Source organism: Shewanella scandinavica, assembly GCF_031932065.1.
In the GTDB taxonomy this organism is placed as follows: domain Bacteria; phylum Pseudomonadota; class Gammaproteobacteria; order Enterobacterales; family Shewanellaceae; genus Shewanella; species Shewanella baltica.
Genome location: NZ_JAUOES010000020.1, coordinates 67,070 through 83,809, shown reverse-complemented (window position 1 = coordinate 83,809; position 16,740 = coordinate 67,070). Strand labels below are relative to the sequence as shown.

The 16,740-nt window shown below is 45.3% G+C and carries 21 protein-coding genes; 3 read left to right on the top strand and 18 right to left on the bottom strand.

Translation table 11 applies throughout. The features are described from left to right. Nucleotides 1-95: 95 nt before the first annotated feature. The 5 genes from Q4Q50_RS16580 to Q4Q50_RS16560 all read right to left on the bottom strand — a co-directional run bounded on the left by Q4Q50_RS16580 (nucleotide 96) and on the right by Q4Q50_RS16560 (nucleotide 4,129). A complete protein-coding gene (locus Q4Q50_RS16580; RefSeq protein WP_311900294.1) occupies nucleotides 96-608 on the bottom strand; it encodes a hypothetical protein in 513 nt (170 codons plus the stop codon). Between the two features lie 72 nt (nucleotides 609-680). After that, nucleotides 681-1,190, bottom strand: coding sequence for a hypothetical protein (locus Q4Q50_RS16575; protein WP_311900293.1), 510 nt, complete (start codon nucleotides 1,188-1,190; stop codon nucleotides 681-683). 149 nt (nucleotides 1,191-1,339) lie between these two features. After that, entirely contained in the window at nucleotides 1,340-1,816 is a 477-nt protein-coding gene (locus Q4Q50_RS16570) for a hypothetical protein (RefSeq protein ID WP_261271644.1), read from the bottom strand. Nucleotides 1,817-2,168: 352 nt separating this feature from the next. Continuing rightward, a complete protein-coding gene (locus Q4Q50_RS16565) occupies nucleotides 2,169-3,287 on the bottom strand; it encodes an IS91 family transposase (RefSeq protein WP_311900292.1) in 1,119 nt (372 codons plus the stop codon). Next, nucleotides 3,266-4,129, bottom strand: a complete 864-nt coding sequence (locus tag Q4Q50_RS16560; RefSeq protein ID WP_311900291.1) for a tyrosine-type recombinase/integrase — start codon at nucleotides 4,127-4,129, stop codon at nucleotides 3,266-3,268. Before Q4Q50_RS16560 ends, Q4Q50_RS16565 begins: the two co-directional genes overlap by 22 nt. Nucleotides 4,130-4,510: 381 nt before the next feature. Here Q4Q50_RS16560 and Q4Q50_RS16555 point away from each other — a divergent pair, with 381 nt between their 5' ends. Then, nucleotides 4,511-5,470 carry an integron integrase gene (locus tag Q4Q50_RS16555; RefSeq protein WP_311900289.1) on the top strand — a complete coding sequence of 320 codons (960 nt, stop codon included), beginning with the start codon at nucleotides 4,511-4,513 and terminating at the stop codon, nucleotides 5,468-5,470. A 288-nt stretch (nucleotides 5,471-5,758) separates the two neighbouring features. Here Q4Q50_RS16555 and Q4Q50_RS16550 read toward each other — a convergent pair whose 3' ends face one another. The 6 genes from Q4Q50_RS16550 to Q4Q50_RS16525 all read right to left on the bottom strand — a co-directional run bounded on the left by Q4Q50_RS16550 (nucleotide 5,759) and on the right by Q4Q50_RS16525 (nucleotide 9,386). Next, nucleotides 5,759-6,118: a hypothetical protein gene (locus Q4Q50_RS16550; protein WP_311900288.1), complete on the bottom strand. Its 360-nt coding sequence runs from the start codon at nucleotides 6,116-6,118 to the stop codon at nucleotides 5,759-5,761. Next, on the bottom strand, nucleotides 6,108-6,323 hold the full coding sequence (locus Q4Q50_RS16545) for a helix-turn-helix transcriptional regulator (RefSeq protein ID WP_006082023.1): 216 nt from the start codon (nucleotides 6,321-6,323) through the stop codon (nucleotides 6,108-6,110). Before Q4Q50_RS16545 ends, Q4Q50_RS16550 begins: the two co-directional genes overlap by 11 nt. 72 nt (nucleotides 6,324-6,395) lie before the next feature. After that, nucleotides 6,396-7,664, bottom strand: a complete 1,269-nt coding sequence (locus tag Q4Q50_RS16540) for a tyrosine-type recombinase/integrase (RefSeq protein ID WP_311900287.1) — start codon at nucleotides 7,662-7,664, stop codon at nucleotides 6,396-6,398. Then, nucleotides 7,665-7,889 carry a hypothetical protein gene (locus Q4Q50_RS16535; protein WP_012088970.1) on the bottom strand — a complete coding sequence of 75 codons (225 nt, stop codon included), beginning with the start codon at nucleotides 7,887-7,889 and terminating at the stop codon, nucleotides 7,665-7,667. Beyond that, the gene (locus Q4Q50_RS16530; RefSeq protein WP_311900286.1) at nucleotides 7,879-8,565 is read right to left on the bottom strand and encodes a replication protein P; all 687 of its coding nucleotides are present in this window, start codon (nucleotides 8,563-8,565) and stop codon (nucleotides 7,879-7,881) included. Before Q4Q50_RS16530 ends, Q4Q50_RS16535 begins: the two co-directional genes overlap by 11 nt. After that, on the bottom strand, nucleotides 8,562-9,386 hold the full coding sequence (locus Q4Q50_RS16525; RefSeq protein WP_311900284.1) for a helix-turn-helix domain-containing protein: 825 nt from the start codon (nucleotides 9,384-9,386) through the stop codon (nucleotides 8,562-8,564). The genes Q4Q50_RS16530 and Q4Q50_RS16525 overlap by 4 nt, the downstream gene beginning before the upstream one ends. A gap of 157 nt (nucleotides 9,387-9,543) precedes the next feature. Between Q4Q50_RS16525 and Q4Q50_RS16520 the strand changes: the two genes are divergently transcribed. Continuing rightward, a complete protein-coding gene (locus Q4Q50_RS16520; RefSeq protein WP_311900283.1) occupies nucleotides 9,544-9,813 on the top strand; it encodes a hypothetical protein in 270 nt (89 codons plus the stop codon). A gap of 139 nt (nucleotides 9,814-9,952) precedes the next feature. On the opposite strand, the gene Q4Q50_RS16515 is transcribed toward Q4Q50_RS16520, so the two are convergent. From Q4Q50_RS16515 to Q4Q50_RS16500, 4 genes are all read right to left on the bottom strand, one after another. Beyond that, nucleotides 9,953-10,705: a hypothetical protein gene (locus tag Q4Q50_RS16515; RefSeq protein ID WP_311900282.1), complete on the bottom strand. Its 753-nt coding sequence runs from the start codon at nucleotides 10,703-10,705 to the stop codon at nucleotides 9,953-9,955. 161 nt (nucleotides 10,706-10,866) lie between these two features. Further along, nucleotides 10,867-11,193: a hypothetical protein gene (locus tag Q4Q50_RS16510; RefSeq protein ID WP_311900280.1), complete on the bottom strand. Its 327-nt coding sequence runs from the start codon at nucleotides 11,191-11,193 to the stop codon at nucleotides 10,867-10,869. Nucleotides 11,194-11,198: 5 nt separating this feature from the next. Continuing rightward, nucleotides 11,199-11,822 carry a toxin YdaT family protein gene (locus tag Q4Q50_RS16505; protein WP_311900278.1) on the bottom strand — a complete coding sequence of 208 codons (624 nt, stop codon included), beginning with the start codon at nucleotides 11,820-11,822 and terminating at the stop codon, nucleotides 11,199-11,201. Between the two features lie 43 nt (nucleotides 11,823-11,865). Beyond that, nucleotides 11,866-12,060 (bottom strand): Cro/CI family transcriptional regulator, encoded by a 195-nt coding sequence (locus tag Q4Q50_RS16500; RefSeq protein ID WP_012089452.1) that lies wholly within the window; start codon nucleotides 12,058-12,060, stop codon nucleotides 11,866-11,868. Nucleotides 12,061-12,165: 105 nt separating this feature from the next. Between Q4Q50_RS16500 and Q4Q50_RS16495 the strand changes: the two genes are divergently transcribed. Beyond that, nucleotides 12,166-12,876, top strand: a complete 711-nt coding sequence (locus tag Q4Q50_RS16495) for an XRE family transcriptional regulator (protein ID WP_028760244.1) — start codon at nucleotides 12,166-12,168, stop codon at nucleotides 12,874-12,876. A 128-nt stretch (nucleotides 12,877-13,004) separates the two neighbouring features. Here Q4Q50_RS16495 and Q4Q50_RS16490 read toward each other — a convergent pair whose 3' ends face one another. From Q4Q50_RS16490 to Q4Q50_RS16480, 3 genes are all read right to left on the bottom strand, one after another. After that, nucleotides 13,005-13,664 carry a hypothetical protein gene (locus tag Q4Q50_RS16490; RefSeq protein ID WP_311900274.1) on the bottom strand — a complete coding sequence of 220 codons (660 nt, stop codon included), beginning with the start codon at nucleotides 13,662-13,664 and terminating at the stop codon, nucleotides 13,005-13,007. Nucleotides 13,665-13,752: 88 nt separating this feature from the next. Next, nucleotides 13,753-14,370 carry a hypothetical protein gene (locus tag Q4Q50_RS16485; protein ID WP_311900272.1) on the bottom strand — a complete coding sequence of 206 codons (618 nt, stop codon included), beginning with the start codon at nucleotides 14,368-14,370 and terminating at the stop codon, nucleotides 13,753-13,755. A gap of 85 nt (nucleotides 14,371-14,455) precedes the next feature. Continuing rightward, the gene (locus tag Q4Q50_RS16480; RefSeq protein WP_311900270.1) at nucleotides 14,456-16,663 is read right to left on the bottom strand and encodes an AAA family ATPase; all 2,208 of its coding nucleotides are present in this window, start codon (nucleotides 16,661-16,663) and stop codon (nucleotides 14,456-14,458) included. Between the last annotated feature and the right edge of the window lie 77 nt (nucleotides 16,664-16,740).

Genomic DNA, 16,740 nt, shown 5'->3' with positions numbered 1-16,740 from the left:
GCTCACCGAGCAAATTTTTGATGGCGGCTTTTGTGCGTATTTTTGCACAAAAGGTGACAGCGGAAATTTGTCCGGTGCAGCCGTTTGTTAAATTTTTATCCGATCATTGGAAAGCCTTGACCAACTGGAGAGATCCCATTTGGATACCTTTGCATATAATGCGAGTAATTATTTTTGAAGTTTTCCTCGTCTTTCACGGAATCAAGCCATGCCCTCGCGCCATCAATAACGTCATTACAAAAGCGCTCCAGATCCAGACACAAAACATCATTCATAACCCCATTATGAATACTAATGGGGCTTCCTGGCTCAGTGAACGTAATTTTACTAAAGCTTAGGTCTTTATGATTGTTACGACCTTGATGCAACATTCCGTTTCTGAAGGAATAACACACCCCGCCCGTCACTGTGATTTTACCCATCGGAGGATGATAGTATTTTTGAGATACCCAAGCATCAAACCAAGCTCGATATTTATTACCACTATCCTTTCCATTTTCTGATTCCATCGCACCACATATACTTGGCAAAGCAAGTACTGAATGAAGGGCCAAATAATAAAGGTTTTGGCTAAGTGCTTTTTCGATTTGTTCGAAATGTACGTCCATGAGCTACCTAAATTTAACGCCCGCGTAAAGCGCGCGAGGTACGAGCGTCGCATTTGACGCGTTTGTTATGTGCTATCGCATTGAAACTTGCCATGTAAACTCTTCTCTTGAATTTCTCAACTCAACGTAATAGTGCTTTTCTATAATTGTTTTGTAAAATGGTAAGCGGAACTCATACTTTAGCTTTAGCTTATAATCACAGGACTGAAGACTAGTCCCGACGGGCATTCCAACATGAGGCACTGCCTGAATTTCTGTTTTTTCTCCCGATGCCAGCTTAGTGATGGGCGCACCACAATCGGTGGCGTTCATATTTGTCATGTTCATACCACCCATGACGAAGTTCATTTGTGACACATCCACGACTATATTGAATGCTGGCATTTTCCCAATATTTTTTAGAACAAGCCGAGATTCAAAATTGTGCTTTGCCTTGTCCTTTACCTCCTCAATTGAAAGATTAGGGGGAAATGCATAGTAAGCAGTAAGAAAACCGATTATTCCCAAAATAGAGGTCGCGCCAAAGACCTGAAACGCTATTCCACCGTAATGTAGCAGTTGATCTATTAATTCAGGACTCATCAATTTTCTCTTAGCTAGACTCGATATTTGGAAGGCACATAACGCCGCTATAAATTGCGGCTTTGGAGTTGATTGCTTTGTGGTAGCGTAGCGTTAAGCCACAAAACAAGCGACGGAAAAACCGTCAATTTGATAGCTTTGTTAACTGTTTACTCGGCTTCTTCATGGTATATACGAGTATAATTCTCGAACTCTGTACCTTTAAGGTCTTTTTCAATTACAGATTTGGCGACTTCAAAATCAACGACGTAGTTACAAACTTCCATTGTGCCACTGCCAATGCTACCGCCATCGCAATTGCCTAAACCTGCCCAGCCTAAAGTTTCACTCATGCGGTCTTGAAGACGATGACGCTTCTCGACATCTTCTTTGGTACCCATGCCTTCAACTTCATACTCGATTAAAAGAGTATATTCTTCTTCGATAGGTCGAAAGCCATTTGATACCATCTCATCTACTTCTTTCTGGATGATTTTCTCTGGTTTCTTTAGAAGTGAACCTTTTACTTCTTTGGATTGCCCAGTTGTTCCGAGCTCACCCCAATGAACAGTATGGGAACCATCATCGTTATCCCATGTTTCCCAATATTCTTTTTTCGCGTCCGTAAATTTATATAGTTTTAGCACGAGCCTTCCTGATGACAGTTAACGTCTTAGTATTTATGCGCTGCGCTGTTTGCAGGGCATAAATCGCTTGTTGGACTTGGCCGCTGCCACATCCGTGTAAAATGGGTATGAATGATGCTATAGGAATTTGCTTTTTTGCGGTAGCGGTTTTTTATACAGTTTGATGGGTAATCACTTGATATCGTTTTAGCTTTCTCATTCTTTTACGCTCACTTTCGACTGATTTTTGACCTTGGTTGACCGCATTTTGGCTCCAGATTCAGACTGACACTCACACCCTATCCCCTCATCGGCTTAATCCCATAAGGCAGGCTGCTTTCGCTGTCGGTTACGCTACGTCTTGAGGGAGTGGTTATCCTGACAGACGTACTGGCTGACTTTGGTTGTTAATCATCACTAATTTCTGCAGTCTTATCAGCCCAATAAACTGCAAATGACCTAACTGGCATTGCGGACATGACCACAAACAGTCCTTCTTAACCAAAGGACTCGCCAATACCACCTGCGGCTTACGTAATTGCCGCTGGATGAGCGCGAGCTTTTTGCGGCGGCAAGCATTGGCGAGAAAACCAAAATGTCTCACTCGCATCAGCCCTTTGGGCAACACATGCAATAAGTAACGGCGGATAAACTCATCACAACTTAGCCGCATTTGCTTATGCTGCTGACCGTCACGATAATCCTTGTAGTGAAAACTGACATGCTCTGCGGTCACTTCTGCAATTCTTGATTCATGCAGCATGCCTTTACGGGTATAACGCCCGAGATATTCCACCACGGTTTCGGCGCGGCTCAGACACGCTTTGCTGTAAACACACCACGGCTTTGCCATTAAGGTTTCAGCCGCAGGGATAGCCAGCTCATGTTGTCGCAGCGCCCGTAATAACTTGGCCCGATATACGGTGGACAAGGCTCTAACCGGAAACAGATAATCCGTTTTCACGCTATGCCAATCTCCCGCTGACGTCAGCACCCCACCCGGGATTAAGCAATGCAAGTGAATATGCTGACTCAAGGTTTGCCCCCACGTATGCAATACCATAGTGCAACCCAATTGACCCTGAAGGTGTTTCCGTTTCATGCCAAACTGCGCAAGCGTCTGCCACACAGACTCAAACAGGGCGCTGTATAACGGCTTGGCAGCGTAGTGCGCCAAGATGTTCAACTCGTGGGGTAAGGTAAAGACCAAATGGAAATAGCGGCAAGGCAAGACTTGCGCCTGCTGCGCTGCAATCCACGCTTGCGTCTGCCTTCCCTGACAACGAGGGCAATGCCGGTCACCACAGGAGCAAAACACCTGCTGCTCATACTGGCAAGTATCACAACGCCATTGCTGTATACCTAAGGCTTGCGTGCGACACTGTTGAATATGCTGGCAGACTAAGGCTTGTTGTTCGGTCAGTTTATGCTGCTGTTGATAGTGGGCTAAGTGCTGATGAAGGATATCGCTTACATGGTAGGAGGTTGCCATGGCATCCCCCCAAGACTTGCTAGCAAGTCACAGCCTTGATGACCCAATTCCGGCGACCAATGCAAGTAGCGTTCAGTAGACTTGATACTGTGATGCCCAAGTTGGGCCTGTAATTGATGAAGGGGCATACCCGCTTGCAATTGATGGGTCGCATAAGCATGCCTTAGGCTGTGTGGACTGCATGGCTTAGTGATACTCGCTAAGCGGGCCGCCTTCGCTAACGCTTTACGAAAGGTCGACTCATGCAGCGGATAAACCACATCATGATAGGTCGAGGCAAACAACCATTCGACGGGATGATACGCTTGCCAATACTGACGCAACAGGGTGAGTAAAGTCGGTGAGAGTATCACCCAGCGGTCGCAGGCCCCTTTCCCTTGACACACTTTGAGCAACTGCCGCTGCCCATCGATATCAGCAACCTTAATATGGGTTAACTCACTGACACGCAAACCACAACCATAACACAGCGCCAACATAGCGCGTTGTTTCAGGTTTTGACAGTGATACAGCAGTGCCGCGATATCTTGGCAACTCAGCAATTGCGGCAGCTTGTGTGGACGTTTAGGTAAACTCAACTGAACCGTAAAGTCACGTTTTAGGACATGTTCATAGAGAAAATGAATGCCATTAAGCTGTAACTTTAAGGTGGCTCTGGAATGATGTCGCTCAAGATTTAAATAACGAAAATAAGCCGTAAGCTGCTCATCCGTAATGCTATCGAGCGGTTGGTTTGCATAGTGCTGCAGTTGGGTGATGGCACGCAGATAAGCACTGCGTGTACGGGCCGAGTAACCACGTAAACTAATCTCATCATGGAATTGTTGCAGAAGTGATGACATGGTAGACCTCCTAGGTGAGGGATTATCCCTAGGAGTAAGTGTGGAGCAGTGGTTCGCTTTAGGCTCCGCGCAGCGGCTTAGTTCAACATTTTATTAGTGCGCATGCGCATTTACCTCATTAGACCAGTAAAAACGCGCACTGTTAATTACTTGTAATAAAAGGAACTTATCAGCTTTTTTTCAAATACACCATCTGGAAAAACGCGCATGCGCGTTTTCCAAACCTATTAACTCGAACCGTTAAAATATAAGCCATTGATAATTATTAAAATACATGGGAATTCATAAGTGTAAACGCGCAAAAAATTTTACAATCTTCCTTGATTTCAGCGATTTCTAAATAATACTGTACATATAAACAGTGTCACAAGGATTGCTATCATGAGTATAAAAAGCCCTTTTTTAAGCGGTGTTCAAGAAGAAATGCGCATGCGTGGTTACAGTATTAGAACAGAAAAATCCTACCTGTATTGGATAAAGGCGTTCATTAACTTTCACCACAAGCGTCATCCTGAAACGATGGGAACAGAGGAGGTCGCACAATTCTTAACCTTCCTTGCCAATCAACGGAATGTGGCTATCAACACTCAAAAAATTGCACTGAACGCGTTAGCCTATTTGTACCAGAAACATTTGCATCATGAGCTTGGAAATTTAGGTTTTTGCTATGCCACAAAACAGCGTTATTTACCTACTGTGTTATCCCCTTCAGAAATCTCACTAATACTAAATGAGCTTGATGGCCGCGATAGGCTAATAATAGAACTACTCTATGGTAGTGGACTTAGAGTTTCAGAATGCCTCAGGTTACGTATCCAAGATATTGATATTGAACAAGCTTCGTTGACTGTGAGGGATGGTAAAGGTCATAAAGATAGACAAACAATCCTCAGCCATAAATGTGCCATTAAACTCGCAGCATATATTAATAAGGCAATGGAGATTCAACACCGTGACAACCAACAAGGGATCGGCCCTTCCCTACCCAATGCGTTAGAGCGTAAGTATCCTAATGCCTTTAAGCAACACGGATGGATGTTCATTTTCCCTTCAACCACAACCTGTATTAATCCTTATACAGGAACGCTTTGCAGGCATCATCTTCATCAGAGTGTTATTCGTAAAGCGCTCGGCAATGCGGTGCATAACATCAAAATAACTAAGCGTGTTACCTGCCATACATTTAGACATAGCTTTGCAACCCATCTACTTCAATCGGGCAGTGATATCAGAAGTGTTCAGGAGCTACTTGGTCATAATGACGTTAGTACTACACAAATCTACACCCATGTGCTTGGCCAACATTACGCAGGGACAACGAGTCCATTAGATAAGTTATAAATTCTAAGTAATAAAGCACTTGGGGGTAACTGGCGTTTTGCCCAAACAAATGCATAAAGGCGTATTGTGGCAAGAGCACCAGAACGATAAATCCACAAAACAATCATTTGTAAAAGCATAGTTTCATTGTGATCAATATAGAGCTCACACCTAAGCTCAGTGCATCATTTAATAGCGAATGAGTTTGCATAGGTATCTGTCTGCATATTTGATAAAATCCGGTCAACGGGTTAGCAGTCTTGGTGGACAACCGGCTAACCCGCCAGCCCTCGTAAGAGGGCGTTCTTTCTAATTCATCCTATCTAGCAATGCCATTTCGGCTTTTCTTAGCCAGAAGATGTAAGACTTTTTGCTGTCAAATCCCATTAAGGCCCACTGCTCTTTACACAGGTAATGGGCGCGAATGGCGCGTTTACAGTTTATGGATAACTGCTCAACAAGGTGGTCAAAATGGGCGACGTGGGCAGGCACGTTGAGTTCGTGCTTTAAGTGGCCGCCGCCCAGCGCTTCGCCTAAACGGTCGCAGGCGCTGCGGTTTGAAAACCCCTTACCCAACTCTTGGTGCACCCAATAACGGCCCCAGCGATATAACCCTAACCGCAACGCCTTAATGTTCATCCTCTGCTCGGGTTCATCGCTAAAGCCCATTGGCCACCTCATTTATCTTCTCAATCGAAAGCTTAAACACATCAAGGCATATCGATGTCACATCGTCATAGGGCGCAGTAGTACGGCCATTTTCCCAACGTTGGTAAGTGTTGCGGCTAATGCCGTAAATCTCAGCCACTTCGTCTTGGGTCATGCCCCGTAAACGGCGCCCTACTTTCAATACATCCGCGGCGCGATTAGCCATAAATCCTCCTGCGTGAAGTCCATAACCCACTCGTTTTATTTGTGATTGTTTTTGTTATTGTCATTGTTAGCGTCATAACCACCCCACTAACATTGGCTCGTCTGGCTCGCTCGGCTCAGTGGTCGATTGGCGCATAATCTCGGGCGCCACATCATCAAACCCCAGTGTGATTAAGTGTGCGTGGTAGGCATCCAACGCCATCAACATGCCCTTATCTAAGGTGCTGTTGACGTAAGTGCGTAGCAGCAATGGCAAGGTGTGATTCAAAATCCGCTCACCCACCATGGTATCTACCCCCATGTCGGCAATAATGGTGCGGCACAGTTTGCGCAGTGCATGCGATGTAAACGCCTTAAACCGAATCGTCTCACTCCAATACTGCGCGGTGCGAATGCTCACCGGCCCTACCTCACCTGGGAACAAAAACGCCCGCTTGCCCACATGGGTGTATTGCCACTGGGCGTAATGGGTAATGAGTTTCTTGGCAGTGGGCGTCATGGGCAGTCGGTGCTCTTGGCGGTTCTTGGCATTCTCGGCAGGAATAAACCAATAATCGCCGGCAAAGTGGTCCCAACGTGCTAAACGGGTTTCACCTATGCGGGTACCGAACATCAGCATTAACACAAACAGCATCGCCACCGGTCTTGCTGCATTTCGCAATGCGCTGAATAACGGCCCCACATCCGACTCGCTTAACTGCGTGCCCACCAATGGCGGCATCTTCAAACTCATTTGCACCCGATACCCCGCCAAGCTATTGGTGTCTAACACCCGTAAATCGGCCGCAACCGATAACGCCCGTTTCAACACCTTTACCGCGGCTTTGATGTAATTAGCCGAATAGCCTTGCGCCAACATGGGTTTGATTAAATAACTGTCCACCGCAATAAAGTTCAGCTCATTGAGCGGTAACTCACCAAAGCAGCCGCTGAGATGTTTCCTCACTAACGATTTACAGTTACTGCGCCAGCTGTTGCTTAAGGTGCGGTTGCATTCCACATGGGTGACAAACCACGCCAGTAATTGCGCGACCGTGGCAAACTCGTTGCTGATTACCGCTTGGCCCATGCTGCGTTTGGCGAGCAAACTGGGTAACTCGGTTAAAAAGGTCTTCAAGCACATCACTGGCCATACGCCCTGTTTTTGCCACACGGTTTTGCCTGCTTCGTTCATCACTAAATACACCGAGGCTTGGCGTCTATCGGTCGAGGCCCGTAACCGCACCGCCGGAAACTGCGTATCCCGAAAGTCCCGCGTTATCCCTGCCCGCAACCAACGGCGCAATACTGCATCGTTTAACTTGCCTTGCTCTACGCCTGTTGCTGTCATCACCTGCGCCATCTAGCCCTCCAACCGATATTCAAAGGTGTGATGGGTGCCCGAGCGTATGCGCTTTACCCGCTGGTTCATCGGCATATCCCGAAACCGCGCACTTAAGGCTGTCTCGCTATCGTGAACCCCAAAGCGGTTAAAGCTTTCTTGCTGGATTTCAAACAGGGTCCAAAACCGTTTGCCTGTGATGATGCGCATCAAACGTTCGCGCTGTGTCAGAGGTTTATTCGCCATCGTTTGCCCCCTTAAGCCCAAGGTTGGTTCGTAAATTGGCAATAATTGATTTGGCCTTTGCCGCCTCTGTGGGTCGCGTTACCGTTTCAGGTAATGCCTTAGGCAACTCCACATCGGTCAACTCGCCACGGCTAAAGCGGCGGCATAGCACTTTGTAATTGCGCTCAAACGTCATCAACACATCCTTTTCAAGCCCTGTGGCAAACATCCAACTGCCCGTCTCGCGCACCGCTAAACGCACTACATCATGGCTCCACGTATGTTTGTCAGGGTGATGGTAATGGCGCGCAGCCTCCTTGAATGCCGCTTCCAACTTGGGCAGCCCTAAATCACAGGCCGTAGGTTGGCACCACAGCGCAAACTGGCGCGGTGTCGGCCAAAACTGCCTATCGCCCTGCTCGCGTCTGGCGCGATTCAGCCCCGCTTGCACTTGCTCGCGGCTGGCAATCCCCTGCGCCGCCAGAGTTTTAAGCCACTCGGCTTTGTGGGTCGCTTCGTCCTCAGGCCGCGGCGCACTCACAGGGAACAACACCCGCAACTTGCTAAACACGCTGTCCACAATCGCCATGTCCATCGCCGTCGGCTCAGGTTGTGTCACCCGTGCGCCCTGCCCAACCAGCGGCTGGCGGATTAAGGTCTGCAGTGATTTCATGCTCGCATTTTGATTGGCAGTCATATCAAGGGGTCCTCTGGGTCATACACCGCATAACTCCAATCCACTTGCCCAACCGCCGTTGCCATTGGTCTTGGCAACGGCGTTAACCAATGGCGTTCGCGGATAAACTTGGTAATGCCGAGCACAAACTGGCCGTTAGCGCTAAAGCCCCAACTCGTATCCAGCGCCGCAGCCTCCTTCAACCACGTCACCGCCAACACGCAATCAGCATCGGTCAGCTTTTCGGCCTTCCACGCTTTCCACGCAGCCGAATCCGAGCCGCCTTTGCGATGGGCGGGATACGCTTTGAAAAACGCATTGAAAACCGACTTAGCACTCGTTGCTGGACAAGAGTCTTTTAAAGATTCTTTGATAGGTTCAAAAGAGTGATAGATTCTGGGTGCAGCTCCTGCACCCTCAGAGGGTGAATCTCCTGCACCCATGGGTGCATTTGCTGCACCCTCAAAATTGGCTAAGGGTGAATCTGCTGCACCCCCAATATTTTCTAGGGGTGAATTTGCTGCACCCTCAGTAAAAGGTAGGGTTTGCGCAGGTTTATCACTCAGAACACACGATGAAAAGTCCAAAATATACAGGTTGGATGTATTGCGTTTATGCTCACTCTTGCGGGTAATTTTGCGCACCAGTCCGACGTCAACCAGCGCGTTAATGTGGTTAATCGCCGACCGCTCGCTTATCTCACAAGCCTGCGAAATATACTCGTAACTCGGCCAGCATTCGCCTTGGTCATTGGCGTTATCGGCAAGCTTGATCAACACCAGCTTGCGCAGTGGATTACCCACCTTGGCCTTCATCGCTTTTACCATCAATTCCATACTCATAAGTCACCCCCAAACGGAGCAACCCACAAACTCGAATTGACGCAAACTCTATGCTTCAGTAACATAATATTGCCTCACTTAGGTATTAAGCCCGCATCGGTCGCCAAAACTTCAGCGGGCTTTCTTATTTACAATCGACTTTAAACAGGACGTTTAAATGCCCCGACAGACACATGGAACCGTTATCGGCATAAGTAAAAACCGCAGCCGCATTGCCGTAGAACTGGATACCGACAACATCAGCGTCATGGATATTTACAATCCCAAATGCTTTGAAATTGACCACATCCTCTTTGGACCGCTTGATGTACTCGGTGGTTATTTCGTTTTCAACCAAACCGCTCAAGCAGAATATTTCGTCTATGTCGAAGCAATCAGCTGCGATCATGAAACGGCTCAGCGGCACCTGCTTCACACATTAAACTGAATCCCTAACCACTCGACCAAAGGTCAAAATTTGACCACAACGCCGTATTTCAGTAACATGCAATTGCCTACCTCTCTGGCATTAAGCCCGCATCGGTCGCCAAAACTTCAGCGGGCTTTCTTATGTCTACAGCAACGGGTCAACGGCAATGCGCCCCGTTGCCCTCCGCTCGCTCGCCTTCACTGCCAAGCAAGTAAACCTTGTGCGCCAAGTTACTGCGCAACTGGCTAAAAAAATCACACCGTTTAATGTGCACGTTGCGGCTTTTCGCTATTGCACTCATATCAGCGGCATTCACATTAGTTGCACTCGCATCACTCGCGCCTACATCCTCCGCCAATAGCGCAATAGAACGTTCCGCGCGTTGTTCTTCCATCAGCAGATAATTCATAATCCAATCGATGCTCACCGTTGGCAGCAACAACTGCTTACCACTGCCCAGCAACGCCTTATCCACGATGTCGGTCGCGATAACCGCCCAACGCTCGGGGCGACTATGCTGCAATTCATCGCAGCTCCTTAACACCTCAACCATTCGGCCCACCTGCGTTCGCTTAAACAACTCCGCCGTGGTATGCCCATGAAAACAGGCAATGTCTTTGCCCATGTTCACGCCACTTAACGGGGCCCGTTCAGAGGTTGCCGCGCTAAGCTCATTGACGTTAGGCTGAGTGCTATTAGGCCCAGTGCGATTAGGCATGTTCGGCTTAGATTTAAGCGCCATCGCCTTAAGCATTAACTGCTTTGCTTGCATCATGAGTAACGTCACTTGCGCGGTTTCCATTTCGGTAAGCGCGGCCACGGCGGGCCTATCATCACGGCTAACTTGCCCATGCACCGAACACGCGGCGCCGCCCTCCAAACAACAAATTAAGCATTCAGGATCAAACATCGTTATGCCCTCACTTCATCTTAGGTATCAAGCCCGCATCGGTCGCCAAACTGTGGCGGGCAATTTGATAACGGCACTTTTTACGCGCCCAGTTATCACTTAACTGATTTGTGAACATGTCATTCACTCCTTCTTTTATTCCAACAAGTCATTTCAACAACTCATTTCAACAACTGCCACTTATGCCCATTGGCACACACGGCGCGTTTCGAGCCCGACTTGGTTTGTTTTAAAGCCAAACCGCACTGGCCACACGGCACATCAGCCACCCGCTTAAGCATCACCGCATTAATCTGTGCGCTGTGATCCGCCCGTTTAGGCCGATAACCTAACGCCCGCGCCACTTTTACATACTCTTTCGCAATCCATTTGCCATCGGGTTCTAAATGCAAACCGTCGCCGATCATGTCGCCCAAGCGGATCAACTGCTGGTGCAACTCGGACTTAGCACTGGCGATAACATTGATGTTCAGGTTCGATTGCTGCATAGCTGTCACTTCTCGGCCGCGAATTGCGCCGCCTTACCGCCATGACTCGCTAAATACGGGTACGCCAGCTCTAACGCTGCCATACTCGCTTGCGTGGTTGCCGCCGACTCTTTTAACTCGCGGTGCGCCGCCACTAACTGCTCGCGCTTCGGCGCCGGACCTAAATGGATCACCGCCACTTGCGCCTCGGCGTTCTCTTTGGTGAGCGATGCCGCCATATCGGCAACATGCAACACATGGCCATCATTCATACGGTCGGCAATCACCGTCACCCCAGTGCAACCAAATACATCGTTGAGATACTGCACCCGCAAATGCTCAGGCAATGCCGCCACCAGTGCCTGTTCAACATGAAACAAGCGATCAGCCTGCGGATGTTGGCCCTCGTACTGGCCAAGCCAACGGAACAGCTTTTGCGCATTGATCCGCGCATCGTTGTGCACGTCTTGACTGCTCGCAAAGCTAATCCCCTCCGCCGCCAGTACCTCACTCAGCCCGAGGCGCTCAACTGCCGCAACAAAATCTATCGCCAGCGCAAAGCGCGTCATCTTGGGTAACTCCAACACCCGATGAATCGTTTTCATCAATAAATTCAAACGGCTATCTTTTTTACGTGAATGGGTTTTCATGCTAATAAGCCTCTCTCTGTTAACGTGTTAGAACGGTTCACTATTAAGCGGCATGCTCAGGGCTCATTAACGGCAACTCAGTCGCCTTGAGTTCACCACCAGTTAACCGTTCGATTTGATAAGCGCGGAGTTCGGGAACGTCTACAGGCCACTTCGAAATGGCGGCTTGAGACACGCCAATAGCGGCCGCGAGCTTTGCTTGTGAACCAAAGTGATCTATGGCTGCGGCTTTTTTCATAATGACTCCAAAGTGAATGAAACACAGTAACAATATAACTATGGTTAATTCAAGTCAATAACTTTGGTTAGTTGCCATATATAACCTAGGTAATATACTTAACCAATGAAAACACTTGCCCAAAACATACGTGACAGAATGGAAGCCATAGGCATGACTCAAAAAGAGTTAGCCGAACGAGCGGACATTTCTCAAGTCATGGTACATAAACTGGTCTCCGGTAAAGTTAAAACGACTGGAAAGCTGCTGAACATAGCGGCCGCTTTGCGTTGCACCGCCGAAGAGCTTCAATATGGCGAAGAAGGTGCCAAAGCTAAGGCAGCCAACAGAATTGAATCCAATGCTGAATGGGCTGGCGGATTTGAGATATGGGATAGTGATACCCCATTAGGGGAAGATGAAGTTGAAATACCGTTTTACATGGAAGTAGAGCTAGCCGCAGGGGATGGCATTCTCGATTGCCGTGAATTTAAAGGGCCAAAACTGCGCTTCACTAAGAGCACCCTTAAACGTCAAGGTGTGAATAGCGACTATGCGGCCTGTGTCAAAGTGAACGGTAACAGCATGGAGCCCATATTACCCCACGGCTCAACAGTGGGTGTTGATACGTCAGCCACCGATGTGATCGACGGCAAAATGTACGCAGTGAACCACGATGGTATGCTACGTATCAAAGTGCTGTATAAATTACCCGGTGGTGGGCTACGCCTTCGCAGCTACAACACGGACGAATATCCAGACGAACGCCTCGATGCCGAGCAAGTCAAACAGATCAAAGTGATCGGCAAAGTGTTTTGGTATTCAGTACTGTTGTAAAAGCAATTTAATCCCCAAAATGGCCCTTCTTCGGATTAACCATTCTATTAGCAACTAAAGCATGTAACTTCGTTTTATGCGGTGGCACGTAGTGCCATCCGACATTAAAACTTTGTTATGTTTAATTTTTATAACTGCTCACTAATAAATCGTTCTACATCTCTAATCATATCTTCAACATCTCTGTCTTTGAATTCATCTGACTTCCCATGCGCAGCGGAATTTCTAACTCCTGCAAGAGTCGTTAATCTTTTTTGAGTAAGAACGTTATATATACCGATTTTAGCAAGATCTGCATTCATTTTATCCAATTTGGCATGCTGTATATCAGAACGATCACAAAGTTCGCGTAGAGAGTTTTCTAACACTACGCCTGCAACAATTGCAGCAGCTGATTTGTAACCAGCAGAAAATAAAGCTCTGGCTTGTTCTAATTCAGAATCAAATAATTCAGCTTGGATAAGAGTGCGAGTGGTTTTCAAATAACCACCCTCATAATCTTCTCTGGCTGCAATGAATATTGCTCTAAGTCTCTCAAATGTATTTAAATATGTGCCATAAATACCGGTTTCCTGATGCTTTTCAAATTCTTTAAAATGTTCAGAATCTATACCACAAGCTTTAGATAAAAGATTTTTAGCTTTGACCTTCCATTCAAGCAGAGTGTTTGATTCGATATCTGTTTCGTTTTTTCCTGAATATGAGTCATATTTGGTACTTTTTGAGGAAAAAACTATGTCCATTTGTTGATTCAATTCTTCAAATCTTTTTTTGTAGATGTCAGCCATATATATCCTTTAAACATAATGCTCACATAAAAGGCGGATCGTCAAAGACGTCCAGCGCAACGAAGTGGAGCGGTTTTTAATTTTCTTGTTATGCATTTACTGTGGCAAACATAGTTTTGTGTGCCGCCTCTCGCTTTAAGCGAAGCTGGTCTATTTTATCTTTCTCATTATTCATATATTCAACTATATCCCAGCTATAAATATGACTTTTTGGGATTTTGTATTTCTCTCTTAGTTTTGTAGTTAACTCAGAGGCCATTATCCCAAGATTGGAGTATTGATATTGTCTTTCTTCGAAACCTTCACTGTAATCTGGCGGAGATGCTGCATTTTCAAACGTGCTGCTAATATAGCTCTCGGCGTCTTTTATAAGATTTGGAAAATAAAGAATCTCATACATTAATTCAGGGGGAAATGACTTCCAATTCACATCATCTAGCTGAACATCAAGTTGTGGCGGAGTTACTTGAATCCTTGAGTACCCCTCGGCATCTGTTTGACCATGATATAAGCCATCATCACCAACGACCGATGCGCACCCTTCCATGAAAAAATCAAAGATGCAGATCATACGGATTGCCAAATACTCCGCTTCCTTTTTCTTCGCTCTGTTTTCCGTATACAGATCCCTGACAACAGCGAATATTGCACTTAACAAAGAACCAAGAACGATACCAACCAAACCGAAAATATATTTTTCATCCATATTAAACTCCGATGGCTCACTTATGCATAACGCCGCCATAAATCGCACGAGCTTGCGAGCGTAGGGCGCGAATTTAATGACCTTGTTATAGGGCTGGTTCGCCTTCTTGAGGAACTGGCACTGCAGACTCTAACTCTAAAATTTCTCTATACAATGCAATTAAGTGTTCGATAGTCAAATCTAATATAGGTTCATACATGAAAGAGTTAAGATGAATATTAGAGCTAACAGTAATGCTAACCTTCTCTAGGGTTCTGATAGCTTGACTATCAGGTAATTCTGTTGTGTATAACTTTATTAAAGCACCAAACTGATTCAGTGATTGACACCAATAAGTATCATCAGATTTTATTTTTCGCATTTCTTCGATAAGAAAAATTTCAGATCTCATTCTAATAGCTATCGATAAAACTACTTTATCTTCTAAATTAAGCCCCTCATGGTTACCCCTACCATTAATCTCATTTGCTTTATTGAATAGTAACTCTTTGAAAGAGTTTGCGTCGTTAGTCGGGTAATTTGTACCAAATAACCGATTATAGATCCCATAATACTCACCAATAGTAATTTGGGCTGTATCTCCTTTCCAGTGCAATAGACTAGTAAGCTTCAAGTAATCTTGATCAGCTTCGCCTTTAATATACTCGATTAAATTTCTTGTAAAAGGTACTGACGCACAAAGAATGAAATCACTATTAGTTATGTTTTTTTTCCACTTTCCAATAAAGTAGTTTTTGATACCTTCAGCTTGAGAAAGCTCTATACCATTTTCAGTTCTGTTAGCCATTAAACATCTTTCACGATGAACAAAGTTATTTGCCAAAGTTCTAAAGAAATCAAAATTATGAGTCAGAATTAATTGTGAGAAATGTTCAATTTTAGAGACATCCTCGAGGTATTGAACGATAGCATGCTTATTTTTGTAGTCGAAAGAATCTGCAACGTCGTCGATAATAAAAAGAGTCTCCACTGATTTTCTTTTTCTATCTTCGACTTCAAAGATAAAGTTTAGAAGATAGAGTGCACGTTTCTCCCCTTGGCTTAAAGACTTTATTTCGCTTCTGGTACAGTCTATTTGATCATTACCATCTTTGAACGTGAACTTTAATTTTGCTTTATCTCTTCCTAAAGCGGCTTCAACTTGGTTGAATAATGACAAAGTAAATGGCATATCGACAAAACGATTATTAAAAAGCTCTATAGCTTTAGACCAATTCGGAGCTTCTATAGCAGCGTCTAATTCGATTTGACGTACCTCAGCCTGACTGGCAGAGAAAGCCTCTAGAAATACGTCAGAATCTGGACTATTTTGAACATAAAAAGCCCACAAACTCCTCTTGAACTCTGCTTGTTTCTCTGGTTTTGTATTATGCAAAAGCAAATCAACTTCTGTTGCAGAAATATTTTCCAATAATGTAATTAATGCTTGCGTTTGTGCATTTTTAGCCAAGTTGTCTCTTAATGTTTTAAGCTCAGCATCACTGTCGATTGATTCATGTACAATCCTCATCTTTGCTTGAAGTTCTTCGTAATCAATTGAAGAGGCATCACCTTTTAGGTGAACTTTATGCCCACCGGCAAAGTACCCTTGTTTATTTAAGGTGTTAAATGAAGTATCAGCTTTTGCAGGGTTAAAAATTCCGCGACTATAAATTGTTCCTGCTTGATCAAAGAGTTCTTGATACCGTTGATTAAACTCATTGGACTTTGATAAAAACTCCGGACTCTCTAATATTGAAATAGCTTTAGGGTCAAATATCTCATTATAAATAAAGCGTTCTAGATCATCCCCAATGACAACTGCTTTTGCTAACTCTATTGCCCTTGAAAAATCATCTGTTTGAAAGTCATTTTTCAGTATATTTTCGATATCATCTTTTTTTATTTTTGATTTTTTCTGAAGTGATACTTCGAGCTTTGATTTCAACTTGTTAATATCTGAGACTAATGAGTCATATCTAGCTTTACTTTCTTGATTAATAAGAATATTTGTTACGGCGTCGTTGTCGGAGCTAATTTCTATTTCAGACTTAAGAACATATATTTGTTCCTTTTGTATATCAACATTATCAACTTTAACAATATAAGTAGGTTGGCGATTAAAACGTTCTTCTTTTGGCTGTTCGCCTTTGGATAAAACATCAAAAGTTCTAGAAAACGATGTTTTCATTAATCCATTTGGGGCATAGATTGAGTAAGCTTTAGCTTTTCCTCCGGCACTCGATAAATCAAAATTTTCATCTAATGAAGAAATACCGTAACAGTTTTCGAGATGTACTTTTAGGTTATCCATAACTCATCCTTTTAATTATTCACCGAGACCAGATTTATCACCCAGTCCTATAACGCCCGCAGCACGGACAAATTTGG

Bases quoted from the DNA above. Each gene is read 5' to 3' on its own strand.
- Q4Q50_RS16580 (WP_311900294.1), bottom strand. From the start codon at position 608: ATGGACGTACATTTCGAACAAATCGAAAAAGCACTTAGCCAAAACCTT.
- Q4Q50_RS16575 (WP_311900293.1), bottom strand. From the start codon at position 1,190: ATGAGTCCTGAATTAATAGATCAACTGCTACATTACGGTGGAATAGCG.
- Q4Q50_RS16565 (WP_311900292.1), bottom strand. From the start codon at position 3,287: ATGGCAACCTCCTACCATGTAAGCGATATCCTTCATCAGCACTTAGCC.
- Q4Q50_RS16560 (WP_311900291.1), bottom strand. From the start codon at position 4,129: ATGTCATCACTTCTGCAACAATTCCATGATGAGATTAGTTTACGTGGT.
- Q4Q50_RS16555 (WP_311900289.1), top strand. From the start codon at position 4,511: ATGAGTATAAAAAGCCCTTTTTTAAGCGGTGTTCAAGAAGAAATGCGC.
- Q4Q50_RS16550 (WP_311900288.1), bottom strand. From the start codon at position 6,118: ATGGGCTTTAGCGATGAACCCGAGCAGAGGATGAACATTAAGGCGTTG.
- Q4Q50_RS16545 (WP_006082023.1), bottom strand. From the start codon at position 6,323: ATGGCTAATCGCGCCGCGGATGTATTGAAAGTAGGGCGCCGTTTACGG.
- Q4Q50_RS16540 (WP_311900287.1), bottom strand. From the start codon at position 7,664: ATGGCGCAGGTGATGACAGCAACAGGCGTAGAGCAAGGCAAGTTAAAC.
- Q4Q50_RS16535 (WP_012088970.1), bottom strand. From the start codon at position 7,889: ATGGCGAATAAACCTCTGACACAGCGCGAACGTTTGATGCGCATCATC.
- Q4Q50_RS16530 (WP_311900286.1), bottom strand. From the start codon at position 8,565: ATGACTGCCAATCAAAATGCGAGCATGAAATCACTGCAGACCTTAATC.
- Q4Q50_RS16525 (WP_311900284.1), bottom strand. From the start codon at position 9,386: ATGAGTATGGAATTGATGGTAAAAGCGATGAAGGCCAAGGTGGGTAAT.
- Q4Q50_RS16520 (WP_311900283.1), top strand. From the start codon at position 9,544: ATGCCCCGACAGACACATGGAACCGTTATCGGCATAAGTAAAAACCGC.
- Q4Q50_RS16515 (WP_311900282.1), bottom strand. From the start codon at position 10,705: ATGTTTGATCCTGAATGCTTAATTTGTTGTTTGGAGGGCGGCGCCGCG.
- Q4Q50_RS16510 (WP_311900280.1), bottom strand. From the start codon at position 11,193: ATGCAGCAATCGAACCTGAACATCAATGTTATCGCCAGTGCTAAGTCC.
- Q4Q50_RS16505 (WP_311900278.1), bottom strand. From the start codon at position 11,822: ATGAAAACCCATTCACGTAAAAAAGATAGCCGTTTGAATTTATTGATG.
- Q4Q50_RS16500 (WP_012089452.1), bottom strand. From the start codon at position 12,060: ATGAAAAAAGCCGCAGCCATAGATCACTTTGGTTCACAAGCAAAGCTC.
- Q4Q50_RS16495 (WP_028760244.1), top strand. From the start codon at position 12,166: ATGAAAACACTTGCCCAAAACATACGTGACAGAATGGAAGCCATAGGC.
- Q4Q50_RS16490 (WP_311900274.1), bottom strand. From the start codon at position 13,664: ATGGCTGACATCTACAAAAAAAGATTTGAAGAATTGAATCAACAAATG.
- Q4Q50_RS16485 (WP_311900272.1), bottom strand. From the start codon at position 14,370: ATGGATGAAAAATATATTTTCGGTTTGGTTGGTATCGTTCTTGGTTCT.
- Q4Q50_RS16480 (WP_311900270.1), bottom strand. From the start codon at position 16,663: ATGGATAACCTAAAAGTACATCTCGAAAACTGTTACGGTATTTCTTCA.